The organism is Mycobacterium scrofulaceum (assembly GCF_001667885.1).
In the GTDB taxonomy this organism is placed as follows: domain Bacteria; phylum Actinomycetota; class Actinomycetes; order Mycobacteriales; family Mycobacteriaceae; genus Mycobacterium; species Mycobacterium scrofulaceum_C.
This window is the reverse complement of sequence record NZ_LZJW01000126.1, coordinates 20,010-41,104: the sequence shown is the minus strand read 5'-3', so window position 1 is coordinate 41,104 and position 21,095 is coordinate 20,010. Positions and strand designations below refer to the sequence as shown.

At 61.7% G+C, this 21,095-nt stretch carries 16 protein-coding genes; 5 read left to right on the top strand and 11 right to left on the bottom strand.

Going from position 1 to position 21,095, the window contains the following annotated elements; genetic code table 11:
- The coding region (locus tag A5681_RS18410; protein WP_156738047.1) for a glycosyltransferase at positions 1 to 1,034 on the bottom strand (1,034 nt) is incomplete at its 3' end.
- 232 nt (positions 1,035 to 1,266) lie between these two features.
- Between A5681_RS18410 and A5681_RS18405 the strand changes: the two genes are divergently transcribed.
- Positions 1,267 to 2,067, top strand: a complete 801-nt coding sequence (locus tag A5681_RS18405; RefSeq protein ID WP_197498644.1) for a class I SAM-dependent methyltransferase — start codon at positions 1,267 to 1,269, stop codon at positions 2,065 to 2,067.
- A 57-nt stretch (positions 2,068 to 2,124) separates the two neighbouring features.
- On the opposite strand, the gene A5681_RS18400 is transcribed toward A5681_RS18405, so the two are convergent.
- On the bottom strand, positions 2,125 to 3,057 hold the full coding sequence (locus A5681_RS18400) for a glycosyltransferase (protein ID WP_067278088.1): 933 nt from the start codon (positions 3,055 to 3,057) through the stop codon (positions 2,125 to 2,127).
- Positions 3,058 to 3,086: 29 nt separating this feature from the next.
- Entirely contained in the window at positions 3,087 to 4,238 is a 1,152-nt protein-coding gene (locus A5681_RS18395; protein WP_067278084.1) for a DegT/DnrJ/EryC1/StrS family aminotransferase, read from the bottom strand.
- A 333-nt stretch (positions 4,239 to 4,571) separates the two neighbouring features.
- Here A5681_RS18395 and A5681_RS18390 point away from each other — a divergent pair, with 333 nt between their 5' ends.
- From A5681_RS18390 to A5681_RS18380, 3 genes are read left to right on the top strand one after another with little or no spacing between them, the layout of a single operon-like run.
- Positions 4,572 to 5,561: an ATP-grasp domain-containing protein gene (locus A5681_RS18390; protein ID WP_067278081.1), complete on the top strand. Its 990-nt coding sequence runs from the start codon at positions 4,572 to 4,574 to the stop codon at positions 5,559 to 5,561.
- Positions 5,558 to 6,511 (top strand): NAD-dependent epimerase/dehydratase family protein, encoded by a 954-nt coding sequence (locus tag A5681_RS26675; RefSeq protein ID WP_082968421.1) that lies wholly within the window; start codon positions 5,558 to 5,560, stop codon positions 6,509 to 6,511. Before A5681_RS18390 ends, A5681_RS26675 begins: the two co-directional genes overlap by 4 nt.
- Positions 6,508 to 7,155, top strand: a complete 648-nt coding sequence (locus A5681_RS18380) for a metallophosphoesterase family protein (protein ID WP_067278074.1) — start codon at positions 6,508 to 6,510, stop codon at positions 7,153 to 7,155. The genes A5681_RS26675 and A5681_RS18380 overlap by 4 nt, the downstream gene beginning before the upstream one ends.
- Positions 7,156 to 7,319: 164 nt before the next feature.
- On the opposite strand, the gene A5681_RS18375 is transcribed toward A5681_RS18380, so the two are convergent.
- The 8 genes from A5681_RS18375 to A5681_RS18340 form a co-directional block, all read right to left on the bottom strand.
- The gene (locus tag A5681_RS18375) at positions 7,320 to 9,581 is read right to left on the bottom strand and encodes an acyltransferase family protein (protein WP_082968420.1); all 2,262 of its coding nucleotides are present in this window, start codon (positions 9,579 to 9,581) and stop codon (positions 7,320 to 7,322) included.
- Positions 9,582 to 9,826: 245 nt separating this feature from the next.
- Positions 9,827 to 10,816 carry a glycosyltransferase family 2 protein gene (locus A5681_RS18370; RefSeq protein ID WP_067278067.1) on the bottom strand — a complete coding sequence of 330 codons (990 nt, stop codon included), beginning with the start codon at positions 10,814 to 10,816 and terminating at the stop codon, positions 9,827 to 9,829.
- Positions 10,813 to 11,604, bottom strand: a complete 792-nt coding sequence (locus A5681_RS18365) for an ABC transporter permease (protein ID WP_197498643.1) — start codon at positions 11,602 to 11,604, stop codon at positions 10,813 to 10,815. Before A5681_RS18365 ends, A5681_RS18370 begins: the two co-directional genes overlap by 4 nt.
- On the bottom strand, positions 11,604 to 12,344 hold the full coding sequence (locus A5681_RS18360) for an ABC transporter permease (protein WP_067278064.1): 741 nt from the start codon (positions 12,342 to 12,344) through the stop codon (positions 11,604 to 11,606). Before A5681_RS18360 ends, A5681_RS18365 begins: the two co-directional genes overlap by 1 nt.
- Entirely contained in the window at positions 12,341 to 13,288 is a 948-nt protein-coding gene (locus tag A5681_RS18355) for a daunorubicin/doxorubicin resistance ABC transporter ATP-binding protein DrrA (RefSeq protein ID WP_067278060.1), read from the bottom strand. Before A5681_RS18355 ends, A5681_RS18360 begins: the two co-directional genes overlap by 4 nt.
- A gap of 210 nt (positions 13,289 to 13,498) precedes the next feature.
- Positions 13,499 to 16,411, bottom strand: a complete 2,913-nt coding sequence (locus A5681_RS18350) for an RND family transporter (protein ID WP_067278056.1) — start codon at positions 16,409 to 16,411, stop codon at positions 13,499 to 13,501.
- A gap of 131 nt (positions 16,412 to 16,542) precedes the next feature.
- The gene (locus A5681_RS18345; protein ID WP_067278053.1) at positions 16,543 to 19,434 is read right to left on the bottom strand and encodes an RND family transporter; all 2,892 of its coding nucleotides are present in this window, start codon (positions 19,432 to 19,434) and stop codon (positions 16,543 to 16,545) included.
- Positions 19,431 to 19,850, bottom strand: coding sequence for an MmpS family protein (locus tag A5681_RS18340; RefSeq protein ID WP_067278050.1), 420 nt, complete (start codon positions 19,848 to 19,850; stop codon positions 19,431 to 19,433). Before A5681_RS18340 ends, A5681_RS18345 begins: the two co-directional genes overlap by 4 nt.
- A gap of 1,001 nt (positions 19,851 to 20,851) precedes the next feature.
- Between A5681_RS18340 and A5681_RS18335 the strand changes: the two genes are divergently transcribed.
- On the top strand, positions 20,852 to 21,082 hold the full coding sequence (locus A5681_RS18335) for an MbtH family protein (RefSeq protein ID WP_067278047.1): 231 nt from the start codon (positions 20,852 to 20,854) through the stop codon (positions 21,080 to 21,082).
- Positions 21,083 to 21,095 lie beyond the last annotated feature (13 nt).

The following is a 21,095-nucleotide window of genomic DNA, read 5'->3' as shown; positions in this document are numbered from 1 at the left end:
TGGTCCCCCGCGGTCCATAGAATCAGCGTCGGTATTCCGGCGCGCAGACCCGCGGCCGTGGTACCTGAGCCGCCGTGGTGAACCACCGCCCGACAGGCGGGGAAGATCTTCGTGTAATTCACCACGCCGACCACCTTGACGTGGTCGGACTGCGGCACGCCACTGAAATCGCTCCAGCCGGAGCAGACCAGCGCCCGCTGCCCCAGCTCCTCGCACGCCGCGCTGATAAGGGCGACCGTGTCCGCCGGCGACTCGGCGACCGGCATGCTCCCGAATCCGAAGCAGATCGGCGGCGTGCCCTTAGCGATCCAGGACAACACCTCGTCGTCGGCGTCCGTGGTCAACTCCATGGTCAGCGTCCCAACGAAGGGCCGCTGGTCGTGCCACTTCGCCCATTCGTCGGCCAGCCCGGGGAAGCATGCTTCGTCGTAGGCCTGGATCTCCAGCGCGCCGCGGGCGCCCATCCGTTGCGGGGCGGGGCCTTTTGCCTTCGGCAGACCGAATGCCCGGCGCTGCGCGTCTTCGGCCTTCTTGGTCACCCGCCACTGGACCCAGTCCAGCGCGCTCATTGCGGAACGGACCAGCGGTGCAGGAAGGCTCGGTGCGAGCTGGCCGTTGGGCCGCATCGGAAAGTAGTGCATCGTCGCCAACGGAAGGTCAAGGTATTCGGCTACATCCGCTGCGATCCCGGGGAAGCCCGGGCCGGTGAACACCAGATCTGCGCCCTTGGACAGCGACGTCAGCGTCGCGCTCATCTCCGCCCAGGATCGGATAAGCATGCCCTGGGCTTCCCGCCACCGCTTTCTGACCTCAGAGAATTTCCAGAACTTGGCGAGGAAGTCGGTGTCCCAGAAGCCTTCTTGTTGATCCGGCCCGTATGGCACTGCCGTCAAGCCGGCCGATTCCACCAGGGGCATTAGGTTGGGCGGGACGGCCATGCTGACTTCGTGCCCACGCCGACGGAGTTCGCGGGCGACCGCCGTGCAGGGCTCAACGTCGCCGCGAGTTCCGTAGCTTGCCAGAGCGAATCTCAAGGCGGGTCCTTCGGTGGTTATGGGATGACGACGGACAACGTCATTATGTGGCGACCTCACGTGATTCATGATCGTTTGAGGCGGGCGCATTGCCTAGGCCATCGCGCTTTATGAGCTCGCCGCCTCGACCGCGGCGCGACGACCGCGATTTCCGATCGCCTCACTCCAACCTCTGCTACTTCTAAACCGCAATCGGTATCATTCTGAGCTCGGCTGTTATTGAATGAGACGCATGCCGCTCTCCGACACCGTGCGACGTGCCGGTCGTCTCATGCGCCGCGTCTACTTCGCCGGCCCGGGGCAATGCAATATTTGCGGCAGCCGTATCCGCTTCCTAAGCGTTACTCGCAGGCTCGGTGACGAGCTTGCCATGTACGGGTTTCCCTACTCCCTCGATGAGATGGAGACGATCAATCACCGGAGGTACGTCTGCCCGGTGTGCGGCTCGGTCGACCGGGACCGCCTTTACAAGCTCTATGTCGAGAGGTTTCTGCCCCCCGATGGTGTGCGGAGGGTGCTTGAATTTGCGCCGTCGGCACCCCTTTCGGGATACCTGAAAAGCCGCAGCGATTTCCGTTACCGCAGTGCGGATTTGATGATGAGTGGTGTCGATGATGTCGTTGACATCACCGACATGCCGATCTATCCGGACGCTTCGGTCGATTTCTTTATCTGTTCCCACGTCCTTGAGCATGTGTCGGACGACGCCCTCGCGTTGGACGAGCTGTACCGAATACTGGCGCCGGGTGGTCGCGGAATCATCATGACCCCTGTGGCTCCCGAAGGCAGCTTCGATGAAGACCCCGCGGTCGTCGACGAGAGCGAGCGATGGCGTCGGTTCGCCCAGGGCGACCACGTGCGGCTTTACGATCGCTCCACCTTGTGTTCGCGGATCCGCAAGAGCGGGTTTGAAGTCTCGGCTCTCGACTCACAGACATTCGGTGACAAGACTTTCAATCGGCATGCCATCGACCTCGGCTCGGTGCTGTATGTCGTGCGCAAACTCACCGGTGGTTCACCCGAACAGGAGTAAACGATTTTGTAATAGCCATGCGGGCGAACACGTTTGATAGGTAGTGGTTCTGTATGCTCAACGAGCTCGCGCCGATGGCGCGCGCTTGCGCCATAAAGATCTGAGGCGTCGTGTTGGCGATCGCCAACGATGCTGAAGTGCGAGCATTGCGGAACGCGGGTGGTGCGCGATGGTCTCGAGCAGAGCCGCCCGGCCTTCCGGACCGGGAACTCGCGCGATCTCGCGCAGGATCCAGTCGAGCCGGCCAGCGATGAGTTCCTCCCGTACCGCGTCATCCGGGAAGACGTCGAGCATTGCCTCGAACATGGCGACGTGCCCGCCCCCATGAGACACCCAAAACTTTTTTCGGTCCGCATCCGCGTTGTACCAAACCCCTTGCGGATGTCGGCGATAGACCGACATCGTTTCGGGCAGCATCCCGATACCGCCGCGCGCCGCATGCCGCACGTGCAGGTACCAGTCCATGGGCATGACGTCGACGGGGATGTCATCGTAGCGCGGAAGTCGCCGGTATAGGACGGAGTTAGTCTGGATGAAGTTCCGCTTGATAAGCGCGTTCACGCTCAAGTCGCGCCGCCAGCCGGGCGGCGGAAACTCCGAGCCCGGGCGGCCGTCTTCCCAGATCACGCGAACGGGGTGAAAGCACACCGCCTTCTCCGGGTGGCGGTCGAGAAATGCGACTTGCTTGCTGAGCTTCATCGGGTCGGTCCAGTAGTCATCGCCGTCGCACAACGCGAGGTACTCGCCGCGAGAGGCCGACAGGGTGTCGGTCAGGTTCGCGTAGGGCCCGATGTTTTTCGACCGCAGGATAGGTCGGAAGAGATGCGGGTGCCGTTCGGCGTACTCGCTGATGATCGCTGGCGTGTTGTCCGTTGAGGCGTCGTCACCCACAATCACTTCCACCGGAAAGTCGGTCTTCTGGGCAACAAAGCCGTCGAGGGTCTCGCGGATGAAGGCTTCATGGTTGAAGGTGATCGTGACGACGCTCACCTTCGGGTGACTCCGAGCAGCAGTTTCGGTCACTGTGTGCTCCCTTTTTGAACAGCGGCCACGACACGTGCGACATCTTCAGGCGCCATGTCGTCGTGAACTGGCAGCGACACGATGCGCGAGCAGATGTCTTCGGTGGAGCGTAGTTCGGTGGACCTCAGCTCAGGGTTCGCGAGGAAATAGTGTTGCAGGTGCAGCGGTGGGTTGTAGTAGTCGCGGGCTTGGATTGCGTATTCAGTCAGGCTGGCGAGGACCGCAGCCTTATGATCTGCCGAGGTGCAGCACGCGCTGGCGAAGCACAGCGAGGAGGCCTCTGCATTGGGCTGAAATTGCAATCCGAAGCCAGCTAGTTCGGCGCGGTAGCAGTCGAAGACTTTGCGGCGGGTCTCCAGACGGCGATCGAGCCCGAGAAGCTGGCGCAGTCCGATAGCGGCGCTGATCTCCTGCAGCTTGCCGTTAATCCCGAGCTGGGTGCACTCTCGGGATGCTTCAAAACCGAAGTTCTGGAACCGCTGGGTCTGCTCGACGAGATGCGGGTTGCGGGAGACGAGCGCACCGCCTTCGCCAACTGCGAATGGCTTGGTCGCGTGGAAGGAGAAGATCTCACAGGAGCCGCGCCCGCCGACCTTGTTCCCGTCCACGTATGCCGAACCGAAGCCCGCCGCGGAGTCGACCACTATCGGCAGCTGCCATTGCGCCGCGAGCTGCTCCCAGGCATCGATGTCGGGGTTGCCGACGCCGAACACGTTGGGAAGAAGGATTCCGGCGACCTCCTCGCGGGAGCTCTCCAGGACGGCGACGGCAGAGGAGACGCTCGGCTGCCATGTGTCCGGGTCGACGTCGATGAACCATGGTCGGTATCCAGTCCACTCGGCGGCTTGGGCGACGGCGACGAAGGTGAATGACGGCATCAATAGATATCGGTCGCGCCCGCCGGGGCCTAGTGTGACGTGGAGTGCGGCGATAAGCGCAAGGGTGCCGTTTGCAAGGGTGGCCACGTGCAGTTCCGAACCGAGGTACTCACTCAGAGCGAGCGCGAACTGTCGCTCTTTCGGTCCGAAGTTCGTGTACCAATTGGTTTGCACGATGACTTCGAAGTCCTCGGCGAGCTCGGCAGGCACGGGAAAACTTGGCCGTATAAAAGGTATCTCGGCGGGCATTAGGTGACCGGCCTGGTGCATTGACCGCTTGCGGCTCCGTGCCGTTTCGAGCCAAGCGCATGCTCGAGCGTCCCTTCCATCCCGAAAATCCACCTGCTTTCGTGAATTCGTGCTGACCGACACAGTAGGTTGCGCGTCGGGCAAGGTTCGTATTTTCGCAACATGTCCTGGACACGCGTGGACGTTTGTGCGATGTGTGGGCCGGGCCGACGCTCGGCACGATGCCCCAATCCATGCTTTTACGTCGTCGTCGGCCGCAGGTCCTTGGAAGCGACGATCGATGCACAGTGTGACAGGTACGATGCCGCTCATGTCGGTATGGGGGATGTCTAGTTGGCAGCTTTGGGCGACCCAGTGAGAAATATCCTGGTCACCGGCGTTGGCGGTGGCGTCGGACAGAGCGTGCTCAAGGCGTTGGCGCAAACTTCATACGGCTCAGTCGCCACCGACTCCGAGCCGCTGGCGGCAGGTCTTCATGCCGCCTCGAAGGCGTATAAGGGCCGGTACGCATCGGACCCGCTATTCATCGACCGTCTGCTCGAGATATGCCTAAACGAGCAGTGCGGGTTGATCTTCGCTGGCCACGACGTTGAACTGCTTCCCATTTCGGAGAATATCGACAGGTTCAAAGCACATGGCATCATCCCGGTCGTCAGCGCACCGGAAGTCATCCGTTTGTGCGACGACAAGCTTGCGACCACCGAGTTCGTCAACTCGTTGGGACTGCCCACGCCGGATACCAAACAACTATCTGACGTCGCGGCTTTTGAACGACCCGTTGTCTTGAAGCCACAGCGTGGAGGCGCGCGTTCCCGTGCTACCTATGTCGCCAGGACAGCGGACGAGTTCAGCCTCTACCGACAACTCGTTGACCCAGAAAATTGCGTCGTGCAGGAATACATCGAGGGCGACGAATATACTTGTGGCAGCGTAACTTTGGATGGCAAATGCCACGGCACGATCGTGATGCGCCGGATCCTGCGTGACGGCGACACGTATAAGGCATTTGTCGAGCCGAATCCGGCGCTCGAACTTGTGGTACGGACGATGGTGGAGGCGCTCAAGCCATTCGGTGCGTGCAATATCCAACTTCGCGTCAAGGATGGCCAAGCCTACGTCTTTGAGATCAACGCACGATGCTCGGGGACGACGGCCGCCCGCGCGCTCGCGGGGTTCAACGAACCTCAAATCATCGCGGACTATTTGCTGAAGGGTGTCGAGCCAACGTACTCGGTCAACGAGGTGACCATACTTCGGTATTGGCAAGAACTTGTGGTGCCCAACAGTCACGTCGAACAACTGCGTCGGACCGGCTTCCTACGCGGTGACGGGACGCAGCTGTGACGAGGATTAATGCGGAGACTGCAGGGCTCGTGCTATTAACCGGTGCCGCCGGCTTCACCGGTGGGCACGTGCTCCGAGTCCTTGCCCGTGCTGGTTACCGTTTAGCCGTCTTGCAGCATCGCACGCCGTTGCCCGCGGACCTGGTACGGCTTTGCGAACGAGTGACAGTCGGGGATATCCGAGAACCGCACGTTCGTAACGCGGCGCTGGACCGGGTCGACGTTGTTTGTCACTTATCCGCATACATCCCCAAGCGCATGGACGACCTTCACGAGGCAAATTTGTGCAACCAAATCAACGCCCTAGCGTTGATGGACTTCGCCGAGGAGGCTGCGGAGCGAGGGGTTCGACGGTTTGTTCAAGTTTCTGGTGCCAATATGTACGCACCATCCGATATCCCGTGCACCGAGTCCGCCCCGGTATTTCCAGCGCAGTTAGGGACCGCATATCTTGTCAGCAAGTTCGCCGGTGAAGTCTATCTCTCAAATGTCGCTAAACGCACTGGCATGGAGGCCGTGGTTTTACGAGTCGCAACACCCTACGGCCCCGGCGAGCCGACCAAAAAAGTCATACCTATGTTCTTGCGGATGGCTGCCGAGGGCAAGCCGTTACGCTTAGTCAACGGCGGCGTCCTGCGCTTCAGTTATGTGTACGTCGCGGATGTGGCCGCTAGTGTGCTGAACGCGGTGGCCGGCGGTCCCTGCGGGATTTACAACATCGCGTCCGGCGAGCACACCAGTTTGTTGGAGCTGGCGCAGCTCGTTATAGCCCTCCAGGGCGGTCGAGATGCGTCGCTGAACATCGAACCCGTTGTGCCCGGAGCGTTTACAGGGTTTCCGCCCGTGTCGATCGAAAAGGCACGCCAGACCTGGCGATTCGAACCGCGTCCGCTCTCGGTCGGATTACGACAATACCGAGATTACTTAGTTGGACGGGGCGCGAGCGCATGAGGGTTGCGGTCTTCAGCGACGTGCACGGCAATCTCGTTGCGCTGCAGCAGTTTGTCAAGGCGACAGCTGGACGCGCCGATGCCTACCTATGTCTTGGCGACGTGGTGAACTACGGTCCATGGAATGACGAGTGCATCGATCTGATTTTGGCCCTGCCCGGCATCCAGGTACTCGAAGGCAATCACGAGCGCCTGTTCCGCGGCGACGAGGCCGTCAATCAAGAGATCCCCCTAGTTCAGGACTTCTTTCACCATTCGCGTCCACACTTTTCGCGCGACCGCTTTCTGACCGAGCTCCTGGAGTACGTCGACCTCGGCATTTACCACTGCGTGCACACCATTGATGACAAACGAATCTATCCCGATACGGCAATCGAGATCGGCCGGCACTACATGATTGGCCACACCCATCATCAATACCGGATCGAGCGCAATGGATTTACGATTGTCAACCCGGGCAGCGTCGGCCAGAACCGAAAATGGGTTGATGCGGCTGATTTCCTGATTTTGGACACTATCACCAGTGAGATTCAGTTCGAGTCAGTGCCTTACGATGTGGACTATTTCGTCGCTGAGTTAGCCAGACGCGGTTACCCGGAGCAATGTATTCGGTACTATGCCAATAAGGGCCGCAGGTTCCAATGACCCGGAGAGCCTGCGACTCGCTGATCCGCCTATCACGTCGCCGACTCACATGATTCGTCAAATGCTGGACGGCGACCGGCGAATCCATTGCGATATCCGCCGTACGGTACGACGACGGGCACGGCAGAAGTACCCGTAGCTCTGCCGCGCTTAACCATGGCGTGTTAGCCACTGATAAGCGAGCGGCTGACCAGCGCGTCGACAGCCGGTGCCAACACCCGAGCGTACTCGGGCGTTATATGGAATTCGTCTTCGTACACGAGGGTGTTGCCCACGATTGGCGGGCAGTTTTCGGCCGTGCAAAACAACTCGGTGACGTCGGCGTAACGACCACCGCCGGCATTCGTAGCGGCGGTCTCACCCGCAACACCTGATTTGTTCACTGCCGTCGATGTCGCCGAAGAACAGGCTGCGGCGTCTTCTAGGTGCAGCGACAGGCAGTCCGGCACCATTGAGTGCAGGTCCGGCGTCGGCCCGAGCACCAAAACCGCTGCACCGGTGCCCCTTAGTTCCTGCACCATGCGTGTCACGCTGTCGATCCACCCGGGGCCGTATGGCGGCGAACCTGACCCGCTGTCATGGCGCAACATGCTCACGACCACTAGCCGCGGACGCTCGTCCCGTAGTCGGGCGACGATCTGACTACGCCATTGCTCGCACTCTGTGTACTTCCGCTGAACGAAAATTTTGAGGGGCAGGTCCAGCATCGGACAGGCGCCCTTGGTCAGGACCTCCAGCCGCCAGTGCCGCTGCTCGGCGGCCTGTTGGAACGCTGGGCCCCAGCTGAAGGCATTCGAGTCGCCGACCAAGGCCACCGTGGTGCCCGAGGCCTTGTCGCCCGTCGCGCATTCCGGTTGGTGGACTTCGAGAAGGTTTCGGAGGCACCCTCCCAGGCCTGCTGGCGTCTTCTCGTTTGCCACCTCGACGAGCGGTGGGTCGAGGTTTGACGGGACGGCCTTCATGTCGACAGACGCCGCGACCGCAGCTTGGACCTGAGCAAAAACACGCTGAACCGCCGCATCATAGAGCTCAACGTTTGAGCCCGTCGGCGGATCCGCGGTAACCCGCAACGCCTGGGCCGCGGGGCCGTGACCGACCGGGGTGGGCACCACCACAAGCAGCGCTACGCCCGCACAGACCGCTAGCGCGGTGGCGGCACCGCCGAGAGCAAGACTGCGGCCCGCCGACCGACGAAATGAGGCGGAGTATCGGAACGGGTTTTCAACGAGGTGCAGTGTGAGCACTGCCAGGCCCAAAGAGACGGCAACGGCTGCCAGTCCGTCTATCGGCCCCATTGGGCGGCCCAGCAACGGGGTTGCGAGCAGCAGCACCGGCCAGTGCCAGAGATACCACGAGTACGACACTCGGCCGACGGCTCGCATCGGCCGCGATGCCAGGACGCGGCCGCATCCCAAAGAGGTTGAGCCGCAGCCTGCGCCGATCACAAGCGCGGTGCCGAGCACCGGCAGCAGCGCGGCGGTACCCGGATACGGTGTGGTTGCGTCCACGTGGTTGCAGGCGAGCAGGACCAGTACCAGACCGGCCCATCCGGTCATTGCTGCTGCGAATACCGGTAGGCGCCGCCAATACGTTGTCGTGAGCGCCACAATGCCACCCACGGCCAATTCCCACGCTCGTGTGTGGAGGGAAAAGAACGCGACGGGAGGTGACTCGGACGTGGCTACCAGCGAGAAGGCAAACGACACGGCTCCGACAAGCGCGAGGACGAATAGGTAGGCGCTCGCCGAGGGCGTGGCGCGCGCGGCGCTGTCGCGTCGCCGTGCCCGCCGGACTAGCCACGCCGTTGCGATGATCAACGCCGGCCACACCAGGTAGAACTGCTCTTCGACGCCCAGAGACCAGTAATGCTGGAAGGGCGAAATCGTGTTCTTGCTTATGTGGAAGTAGTCGACTCCTTGCCGAGCAAATTGATAATTGCCGACATAGAGCGCGCTGGCGATGCCGTCAATGAGTACGGGCTTGACTTCCAACGGAGATAACAATATGGCTGAAGCGATGGCGGTGACGACTCCTACCAAAGCCGACGCCGGCAGGAGTCGGCGGGCCCTAGCGCCGTAGAAGCGGCTCAGCCGGACGGTCCCGGCGGTGGCCGCCTCACGCCAGAGCAGTCCGGTAATCAGAAAGCCCGAGATGACGAAAAAGACGTCCACGCCGACGAACCCGCCGCCGACTCCGGGGGCACTGCAGTGGAATAGGACAACGGCCAACACCGCGACACCCCGCAACCCCTCAATGTCGGGGCGAAATCCCGTGTGCTCTGGACTCGTCCTGGAACCGGAAGATTTCGTTTCACTGTCGGGCACGGTCAAAGGAGCGCTTCGAGATCGAAGGCTTTCTCGAATCCGCCGCTCACCGCTTGTTGTCAACGGTTCCGGCAATCTGGTTGTCCCTCTCCGTGACCCCATCGTCGATCGTGCTTCATGTCAAAATTTGAGGTGCTCGGCTCACCCGCTTGAGAGTGGCCAATAGACCATAGCGCCCAAGGAACGGGAAGTGTCTACAACCGCAAAATTGGTGACTGGCGATCTGCGCGCTAGAAGACTCTATATGGCCAAGCGCGATTGCCTCGAGCAGTATGTTGTCCATTGCACCGACCAGTCTCGCAAGAGAGGGTGGTCCGTGGAGGCATCCTCGACCTCCCGCACCGACGTTAGTGCGATGCGAATTCGAGTTCGGCGCGGAACCGCCTCGCACGACGGAACTCATTAACGGGTGCAGCCATCAACGTTTTCAAACGAGGTGATCGCTGGGGCCCAATCACGGTGACCTTGAACAGCAGCCCAACCCATGCCAACGACCACCACAGCGATGCGGTTGCGCGGATGAGAGGTGTAGACGCGGGATCCACAATCATCCATGTAAGAATGCGCAGCTGATCGAGCCAATGTCGCTGAGCCTTGGTGATATTCGCTGACTCCGTGCTGGCGGTGTGATGCCGTACCGAAAGTTCCCTCGGCACAAAGGAAACCGCTGACCGGAGCATGAGGCGCAACCAGAAGTCTAAATCGACCGTCTGATAGACGTCCTCGCGTAAGCCCCCTGCGTCCAGTGCCAGCTGTCGCCGAAACATCACACAGCTTGGTTCACCGATCAAGTTGGCGCTCGCGCCCCATAGGGCGACTATCTGTAGAACCAACGATGATCCGCGATTACGTTCGCGAAGTTTCGCAAAGTAGACGTGGAGCTTGCTCGGTGCGCGTCGCCGCTCGCCCCAGGGAAGGTCGTCGGTTTGCACCCGTCGGGGCGCGAAAGCGAGTCCGACCTCAGGATCGTCGAAGCACCCGGCAAGGGTCTGCAGGGCCCCCGGAAGCAACCAGTCGTCTCCGTGTAGAAACTGGATATAGTCGCCGCGGGCAACTTCCAAACACTTATTGTGATTCCCATTCAGGCCGAGGCGAGAGTCGTTGCTTACCAAGCGGTCTCCCGATCTGAGCAAAGATGCGGCGATAGCCTGCCCTTCGTCGGTTGATTGGTCATCGACGATGACAATCTCGAACTCGGCCCCGTCCTGATCCAGGACGCTCCGCAGGCAACGCTCGATGGTGGCACCGTTGTTATACATCGGGACGCACACAGAAATCAGCGGCTTCGCTTGCGTGTTATTAATCTGGTCCGGTCGGGGACGCTCGGCTGCGGTCACGCGTTCGCCTCGGCAGCCAGCCGGTAGCCGCGCATGGCGAAGGGAATGAAAACAGCGAGCAACACGACCGCCCAGGCTGAAGTCGCCACAAGTGGCCCGACAATCGGGCCCCCGTGGGCCAGCCCGCGCATCGTCTCGATGGGGGGCGACATGGGTTGGAGGCGGATCAGTGGTTGAGCCCAATCCGGGAACAGCTTGATCGGCGTAGCGCCGGGATTGACAAACGCGAGCGAAAAGGTCGCGGCGAGCAGCCACGTCATTGCAGTACGGCCGTTGTTGCGGATAGCCATCGCCATCACCAGGGCGGTGAAGCCAGTGACAACGACCGATGGAATCACCAGGAAAAGAATTGCGGCGGGCCAACCCTGCTGGAACCGCAGACCCATCGCCACTCCGATAGCAGTGATAATGACGGTGCCGATAAAGGCACGCACGACTTCGGCGATCACCCATCCAACGACCGTGCTTGCTCGATGAATCGGCAGCACCCACATCCGGCTGAGCAAGCGTGACTCGCGGTCGGTGGTGATGCCGACCGAGTTTCCCAGCGACCCGAATAGCGCGGACAGTACCGCGCACATCGGGACCACACCGTAAACGCTGTCGACTCCGGTGACCCGACGTACCTGCTCGCCCAGCACTATTTGGTAGACCAGCAGCAGGCAGGCTGGCAGCATCAGCGACCCTATCAGCACGGCTTGGTCGCGCCGCCAACGAAGCAGGAGTCGGCCGGCTTGCGTCTGACTTTGGGTGAGTAGGGAGCCGTCCGGCACGGAGCGATCGGTCACTAGCCGCGCCTTTGCATCCGCAACGTAATCGCGCCGAACACCAGCACCATGCCGAGACACCAGGCGAGGGTCGCCGCCAAATTGCTGAGCACAACGTGGCCGGACGCAAGGCCGCGGAGGGTTTCGGCGAACTGTGACACCGGCTGGTTGCGGACGTATGGGCGCAGCCAGCCGGGGAAGGTCTTTTCGGGGGCGATGCCGGTGGACAGCATGAATAGCAGCAGCTGGGGGACGAACAACAAGTGGGCGGCCCCCTGGACACTCTTCGCGCTCGAACCCAGCGCGTCGGCGCCCAGCGCCACCGCCAGGCACAGCAGCAAAGAGATGAGCACGAATGCCGTTGCGTAGCCCACCCCACCGTCGATGCGGAAACCGAAGGCGTAGCCGGCGATCAGCGCCACCAAGAGAGTTAGCACGGCGCGCATCAGGGTGGCGACTGTGCGAGCGGTCACGGTGGCCACCGCGGCGACGGGTAGCGTACGCATCCGTTCGCCGAACCCGGATAAGTGGTCGCGGGCAGCACGGTCCGCGGTGAGCAGACCGACGAAGATCATTGATTGGGCTACTACCGCGGGCAGGAAGTACTGCGTATAGCTGATGGGCCCAGTGTCGACAAGGCCGTGCAGCGCAACGCTGAACCCGGCCAAATACGCTGCGGGCGAGAGGATTTCAAAGATCATTTCACCGTCGCGTGCCGCCGACATCAGCGAGCGCTCGGTGAGGGCGGAAAGGGCGCTCATGACGGGGCGGCGGTCCGTTCGGTGAGGTGCAGGAAAGCTTCGTCGAGTGAAGGTTTGCGCAGCGAGATGTCGGCGAGTTCAAGTCCGAGTGCATCGACCCGGCGGAACACCTCGACAAGCGTGGCCACGCCGTCGGGTGCGAACACTGACACCGAGCCCGTCTCGCCGTGGATGTCGACCCCTTCGAGTCCCTTCAGCGCGGCCGCGACCTGCGGGAGGTCGGCGGGATTTGCCGGAGTCACCTGGCAGTAGCTGGTCCCCACGGCGCGCTTCAGCTCCTCGGAGGTGCCGCTCGCGATCACCTGCCCGTGGTCGATGACGACGATCGAGTCGCTCAGTACGTCGGCCTCTTCCAGATACTGCGTAGTCAGCAACACGGTGATGCCCTGCACCGTAAGCGAACTCACCAGTGCCCATACGTCGCGGCGGCTGCGCGGGTCGAGTCCGGTCGTCGGCTCGTCGAGGAAGAGCACCTGCGGCGGTACAACCAGCGCGCTGGCCACGTCGACGCGCCGGAACATCCCCCCCGAGTAGGTCGAGAGCCTGCGGTCAGCGACAGCAGAGAGGTCGAACTGTTCGAGCAGTTCGTCCGCGCGAGCCTTCGCGCGGCGGCGACTCAACCCGCGCAGCCTACCGAATAAGATCAAATTTTCCCGAGCCGTGAGCAGGGGGTCCATCCCGGCGAACTGCCCGGCCATCCCGATGCTGGCGCGTACTTCGGCGGGCTGCCGGGCGATGTCGTGCCCGGCGACGCTGGCATGGCCTGAACTAGGGCGAATGAGCGTCGACAAAATGTTGATTGTCGTTGTCTTACCGGCACCATTGTGGCCAAGTAGCCCGCACACCGTCCCGGCCGGCACCGAAAAGTCCACGCCATTGAGCGCGACCGTATCTCGCCCGAATGTCTTTGTGAGGCCGACAACCTCGATCGCCAAGGGGCTCACGCTACGAGTATTTCATGGGGTGAATCGGCATGTTGACGGTATAAGAAGATATCGATATGGAGAATGGCCCAGTCCTTTCTTCCAAGGTTGCTGCCACGCGGAATTCCGGGCGCCCGGAACGACATCGTGGGGGCCAATCTTCTCTCCACGTTCTCATGTGGGTGCCGGGCGCCCCGCCGTCCGGACAGTAACCAATGACCGAGTACCAACCTAGACAGAGTGCTTGGGGATCTCCGCCGTTGGCGTGTCTTCACTGAACTCCCGATGCAGTAACAAAGACCGCACCAGCGGACGCGGACCCTCGGCACGCAGCATGAAGCTGGCCGGCCTCGGACGAACCACCTGCGGCCACCAGAACCAACGCCCGAGCAATGCGGCGATGGTGGGCGTCATGAACGAACGCACGATCAGGGTGTCGAACAGCAGGCCGAGGCCGATCGTCGTACCGACCTGCCCGATGATCCGCAAATCGCTGGCCACCATCGAGGCCATGGTGAACGCGAACACCAGACCCGCGTTCGTGACGACCTTGCCGGTTCCGCCCATCGCACGGATGATGCCCGTTTTGATCCCACCGGCTATCTCTTCCTTCATCCGGGACACCAACAACAGGTTGTAGTCCGAACCCACCGCCAACAGCACGATGACGGACATCGGAAGGACCATCCAGTGCAGTTTGAAGCCCATGATGTATTGCCAGATCAACACCGAAAGACCGAACGAGGCGCCCAACGAGAGAACCACCGTGCCCACAATTACGAGTGACGCGATGAAGCTTCTCGTGATGATAAGCATGATGATGAAAATCAGGCAGAGCGCGCCGACTCCCGCGATGAAAAGGTCATATGTCGAGCCGTCGTGGAAGTCCTTGAAGGTCGATGCGGTGCCGGCAATATAAATCTTGGCATTCTCCAGCGGAGTCGACTTCAGTGCCTCTTCGGCCGCGGTGCGAATCTTATCGATGCGAGCGATGCCTTCCGGTGTCGCGGGGTCGCCTCTGTGAGAAATGATGAACCGCGCGGCTTTCCCGTCCGGAGACAGGAACTGGCTCATCGCCTTCTTGAAGTCGGCGTTGTTGAAGATGTCCGGGGGCAGATAGAAAGAGTCGTCGTTCTTGGAGGCATCGAACGCCTGACCCATGGTGGTGGCATCCTCGTTGTTACTGCTCATCTGGCCGATGATTCCGCCCATGGTGCTGTGCATCGTTACCATCATCGTCCGCATGTACTCGGTGCTGGCGATCATCGGCGGGAACAGGGCATTGAGCTGCGGTAACAATGTGTCCAGATGGTCGAGATCAACCAACAATTCTTTGAATTTGTCGCTGAGGGTGTCGACGCCGTCGAGCGTCTCGAAAATCATCCGCAGCGACCAACATATCGGGATGTCGTAGCAGTGGCGTTCCCAGTAAAAGTAACTCCGGATTGGCCTGAAAAAGTCCTCGAAGTCCGACATGTGGTCTCTGAGTTCATTCAAGACCAGCGACATTTCCTTCGATTTGGTGATCGAGTCGTGCGTGATGGCGGCAAGCTCCGTTTGCAACTGGTACATGCGCTTCATCGTCGCGATCTGTTTGTCCATCAACGCGATCTGCTGCACCATGTCGTTGGTGCGGTCTTGCATGTACTTGACGTCCTGCATCTGACTCGCGTACATCATGCTCAGCAGGAACGGAATCGACGTGTGCTGAATCGGTGTGCCCTCTGGCCGGGTGATGCCCTGCACGCGCGAAATGCCGGGAACCCGGAAGATGCCCTTTGCCAGGCGATGCAGGACCAGGAAGTCCGCCGAATTCCGCATGTCGTGATCCGATTCGATCATGAGGATTTCCGGCATCATTCTCGACTGGGTGAAGTGGCGATCGGCCGCCGCATATCCGACATTGGCGGGAATATCGGCCGGTATGTAGAGCCGGTCGTTGTAACTCGTCTTGTATCCCGGGAGGGTCACCAGGCCGACCAGCGCCACCGCTATGGTCGCGCCGAGGATGGGGGCGGGCCAGCGGACAATCGCCGTGCCGACGCGGCGCCACCGCCCGTATCCGATCGCCCGCGTCGGGTCGAACAGTCCGAGTCCGCTTCCGACGGTCAGAACCGCGGGAACCAGTGTCAGCGCGATCATCACGGACGCGAACATGCCGACGGCACAGGGGGCCCCGATGGTCTGGAAGATCGGCATTCGGGTGAAGCTAAGGCACAGCATCGCGCCCGCGATGGTCAAGCCGGAACCCAGAACGACGGGAGCGACCCCGGCGAAGGTGGTGTAGAAGGCCGTCTCCCGGTCCTGGCCGACCTGCCGGGCCTCCTGGTATCGACCGAAGAAGAAGATCCCGTAGTCGGTCCCGGCCGCCATCGCCAGGGCCACCAACAGGTTGATGGCGAACGTCGACAGCGCAACCACGCCATGGTCGCCGAGAAACGCGATGATTCCGCGGGCGGCAAAGACTTCGATACCGACGGTGAGCAGCAACGAAATAACGGTGAACACCGAGCGATATACGAAGAGCAGCACCGCGAAGATGATTACCGCGCCGATCGCGGTCATCTTCAGGATTGAGTGGTCACCGGCGTGCTGCATATCCGAGATCAGCGCGGACGGGCCGGTCACATACGCCTGGAGGCCCGGGGGCGGAGGTGTGCGCGCGATGATCGCACGGACCGCGGCGATGGAGTCCTGACCCAGGGTGGTGCCCTGGTTGCCGGCCAGGTTCATCTGCACGTATACGGCCTTGTTGTCGGGGCTTTGCGCGCCCGCCGCCGTGAGCCGGTCCGACCACAGGTCCTGCACGTGCTCGACGTGCTTCGGGTCCGCCCGCAACTCTCGCACCAGCTTGTCGTAGTACGCGTGGGCCTCGTCGCCGAGCGGCTGCTGGCTTTCCAGCACCAGCATCGCGAAGCTGTCCGAGTCGGATTCCTTGAAGTCGCGGCCCATGCGTTGCATGGCCTGTACCGCGGGGGCGTCCTGCGGCGCCATCGGCACCGAGTGCTCCCGGCCGACCGTCTCTAGCCAGGGAACCGCGAACGACACCAGGAGCGTGAACGCCACCCACCCCAGGATGATGAGCACCGCGAGCCGGCGGATCATCCGCGCCGCGAAGGGCGCCTGACGGCGCTCGGTCGTCATGCGGCCCCCAACAAACAGGCGGGCGACGCCATGCCGTGCGGGATGCCCGCGACATTGCTGCCCCCGTTATCGCCGTGTGCCACAGTGTTCCCCACGCTCGCTCTGCCCATCCCGAAGTGGAAGTCCGCCAGTCACTTTGGCGGGGTCAGCATCAGGGAACGCACCAACGGACGAGGGCCTGTCGGCCGCAGCATCGTGCTGGCGGGGCGCGGGCGCACCGCCTGTGGCCACCAGAACCAGCGTCCCAGGAGCGCGGCAACCGATGGCGTCATGAATGCGCGCACGATCAACGTGTCGAACAGCAAGCCGATGCCGATCGTGGTACCAACCTGGCCGATGCTGCGCAGATCGCTGACGACCATGGAGGCCATCGTGAATGCGAACACCAGGCCCGCGTTGGTCACGACCTTTCCGGTACCGGCCATCGCGCGGATGATGCCGGTGTTGATACCCGCGGCCAATTCCTCTTTCATCCGGGATACCAGCAGCAGGTTGTAGTCGGATCCCACCGCCAGCAGAACGATCACGGACGTCGAAAGCACCGTCCAGTGCAGCTGCATCCCAAGCAGGTATTGCCAGATGAGCACCGAGAGTCCGAATGACGCACCCAAGGACAACAACACCGTACCGACGATCACCATGGCCGCGATGAAGCTCCGCGTCATGACCAGCATGATGATGAAGATCAAGCAGAGGGCGGACACGCCCGCGATCAACAGGTCGAATTTCGATCCGTCCACCAAGTCCTTGGTGATCGCCGCGGTGCCGGTCAGGTAGATCTTCGAGTTCTCCAGCGGAGTGCCCTTGAGCGCTTCTTCGGCCGCCGTCTTGATCGCTTCGACTCGCGAAAGGCCCTCGGGCGTAGCCGGATCGCCGCGCTGCGAAATGAGCAGACGAACGTCCTTGCCGTCCGGCGACATGAACACCTTCATAACGCGCTTGAAGGACTCCGAGCCGTTGATGATCCCCGGTGGCAGGTAGAACGAGTCGTCATTTCGAGACGCGTCGAACGCCTGGCCCATCGCGCTCGGATCCTTGCTGTTCGAATCCATCTGGCCCATAACACCGGACATGGTGCTGTGCATGGTCAGCATCATGGTGCGCATGCTTGTCATGGTCTCGATCATTTGCGGGATCTGCATCAGCATCTGCGGCAGCAGCACATCCATCTTGTCGAGGTCCGCGACCAGGTCGGCCAGCCTGTCATTGATCTCGTCGACACCGTCGATCGCATCGAAGATGGACCTCAACGAAAAGCAGATCGGAATGTCGTAACAGTGCCGTTCCCAGTAGAAGTAGGAGCGCAGCGGCCGGAAGAAGTCTTCGAAATCCGAGACGTGATCACGCAACTCCGCGGTGATCTCCTGCATCTGATGCGTCTCACCTGTCAGGTGGTGGGTAGTGGCGACCAGCTGCGACATCAGGTCATACATACGGTGCATGATGTTGATGGTCTTCTGCAGCTCTTCGGCCTGCTTGAGCATGTCGTCCATGCGGTCTTTTTGGAACGCCATGTTCTGCATCTGGCTTGCCTGGCTCATGCTGACGATCCACGGAATCGTGGTGTGCTGCAACGGAGTTCCCTCGGGCCGCGTGACAGTCTGCACCGTCGCGATACCCGGAACGGCGAGCACGCCCTTGGCCAGTCTGTTCAAAACGATCATGTCCGCCGGATTGCGCAGATCGTGGTCGCTTTCCACCAGCAGGATCTCGGGCATCAACATCCGCGAGCCGGGGAAGTGCCGCTCGGCCGCTGCGTATCCCACGTTTGCGGGAATGCTTTGTGGAATGAACTTCTGGTCGTCGTAGCTGGGCCGGTAATTCGGCAGGGTCAAGAGCCCGATCAGCGCGACCGCCAGCGTCGCGATGAGGATGGGGGCGGGCCACCGAACGATCGCCGTGCCAATGCGGCGCCACCGATGAACCGTGATCGCCCGTTTCGGGTCGAACAGGCTGAAGCGCGCGCCAGCCGCCAGGAGCGCCGGACCCAGCGTGATCGCCACCAGCACCGCGATGGAAATGCCAACGGCACAGGGAATACCGAGCGGCTGGAAGTACGGCAGTCGGGTGAAGCTGAGGCAGAGAACCGCGCCTGCAATCGTCAAACCGGACGCCAGCACCACCTTGGCGACGCTGTTGAAGGTGGTGTAGAAAGCCTGCTCTTTCGATTCGCCGTTATAGCGTGCCTCCTGATATCGCCCGACGAAGAAGATGCCGTAGTCGGTCCCCGTGGCAATGACCGCGGCTACCAGCAGGTTGACGGCGAAGGTTGTCAGGCCGACTACTCCGAGATGGCCGAGCAGCGCGACCATTCCCCGCGCGATCTGCAACTCCAAGCCCACGATCAGAAGCAAGAGGACGACCGTGACGATGGAGCGGTACACGAGCAGCAGGGTGATGAAGATGACGGCGAGGCTGACCGCCGTCACCAACAGCACCGTCTTCTGGCCAGCCGTGTTCATGTCCGCGACGATCGGCGCTGGCCCGGTCACGTAGACCTTCAACCCGGCGGGGGGGTTAGCGGCCTGCACGATCTTTCGGACCGCGGCCACAGATTCGTCACCCGAGGCGCCGCCCGGGCTTCCGTTCAGGTTGATCTGGACGTAAGCGGCCTTACCGTCCTGGCTTTGCGCGGCGCCGCGAGTAAGGGGATCGCCCCAGAAGTTCTGGACGTGCTGCACGTGTCTGTGATCGTTTTCCAGATCACTGACCAGACGGTCGTAGTACTTGTGCGCATCGTCGCCCAGCGGCTGCTGGCTTTCCAGCAAAATCATTGCCAGAGCGCCGGTGTTGGTTTCCTTGAAATCCGTTCCCAGGCGCTCCATCGCCCTAAATGACGGCGCGCCAACGGGATTCAGCGGGACCGCGTGCTCGGCCTCGACCTGCTCGAGGGAGGGGACCCCAATGCTGATGAGCACGGCGATCGCCAGCCAACCCAGGATGATCGGCACGGAAAGCCGATGGATCATCCGCGCGAAGAATGGCTGCCTCGCGCGCTCCTCAACTGCGGGTTCGACGCTCATGTGGCTGTGAGGACGCAGTAGGTGAACGCGTTCAACTCGTGTGAGATCCTCTCGGCTTTGACCACGCCGTCGACCAGGATACGACAGCCAAGGCTGTCGCTATTTCCCTGTGCCACAACGTTTGCCACGATCGACGGCAACGTCGTCGCGATGTCGAATGACCACGGGAGAGGGATGCCGTTGATGTGTTGCGGCTCCCCGTTGACGTCGAAATAGCTGATGTCGGCCATCGACCCCGGTGGTCCGAATATCTCGTATTTCACGTGCTTGGGGTTGAAAGGCTTCGTGTCTTGTTGTCTGGTGTCGGCATAGGAGGGGCGCTTTTCTGAGCCGAATATCCCGTGCAAGCGCGAGACGGTCAACCCGCCGGCGGCGACGACCGCAATGATCACCAGCGGGATCCAGGCGTGCCGCAAAAACCTGGTAAGTCCGGGCCGTTGGCTGCGCCGATTTTCCCGAGTATTGCGTCGCGTCGGCGGTTCGGTCGAGGACCGGCGACCAAAGCCCAACAGGCCACGTCGCCGACCAGGCGGCTGGTTAATGTCGCGGCCTTCCGTAGCGATATCGGGACGGGCCCGCACATCGGGTTCGGTCACCGCACCCCCTTCTACCCGTTTTCACGTCATCTTGTTTATCCGCCGGCCCGAACAAGCTGTTACATGGTGTCGCGATACGCCAGTGAGGGCACTCCGAATGCGGTGTACGTCGCAGACTAGTCGTGCTTCGGCACCTCATACGAGCCCCGCCCCCGGGGAGCGCGACCAGGTCTTCATGAGTAAACCACGCCAATGGTCTCCGTATCGGTCCTTTGACATTGAGATACGGGATCGTAATGCATACCGCATGCGTAACGGCATTTTTTAGATCGCCCGCCCCGGATGGTCACCCGGCCGGCGCCGGGTCGCCCACTCGGTTCCGAACGGCGTACGCCCACCCGCGTCCGTCCGGCGGCCGAGGCCTGCTGGTCAGCAGCCCTAGCCAGCTAACGACGAACACCGCCCGGAGTCAATGGGTTCGCAAGCGGCAGTTCCGGCGGGGCTGGTCGACCCGTCATGGCGTTGGAGTGGCGGTCGTCACACGCGGGTCCGGGGCTCCGTCAACGGCCGCCGCGCGGCCGCCGCGTGGTGATTTTCCCGGGGGCTCCAGGGCCGGTATCGTGGGCGACGACAAGCACCCAAAATTCCATCGTCCTTGAAGGCCGACCTCGCCCAATCGCGAGCCGCATTGGTGAGCCATTGTTGCAGGTCACAGCAGCCAACGGCGGCCGCTGCGCAGCCCTGTACCAGCCCAATCTTTAGGGCGCGTTAAGAGCCTGACGGGTCACCCCGGGAACTTTGTCCAAACCTCGGACGCACGCTAGTGGCTCACGTATGGTTTGGACCGTTCCACTCATGTCAACTAGACGTCCTGGAGAATTGTGAGCATCAATCCGTTCGACGACGACAACGGCAGCTTTTTCGTCTTGGTGAACGACGAGGAGCAACACAGCTTGTGGCCGGCGTTCGCCGACGTTCCAGCCGGCTGGCGAGTGGTGTACGGCGAGAGCGACCGCGCTGCGTGTTTGGAGTACATCGAGCAGAACTGGCCCGACATCCGGCCAAAGAGTCTGCGCGACAAGCTCGCAACGGGCCGGGGTTTTGACCAGTAACGAGTCGGGGTAT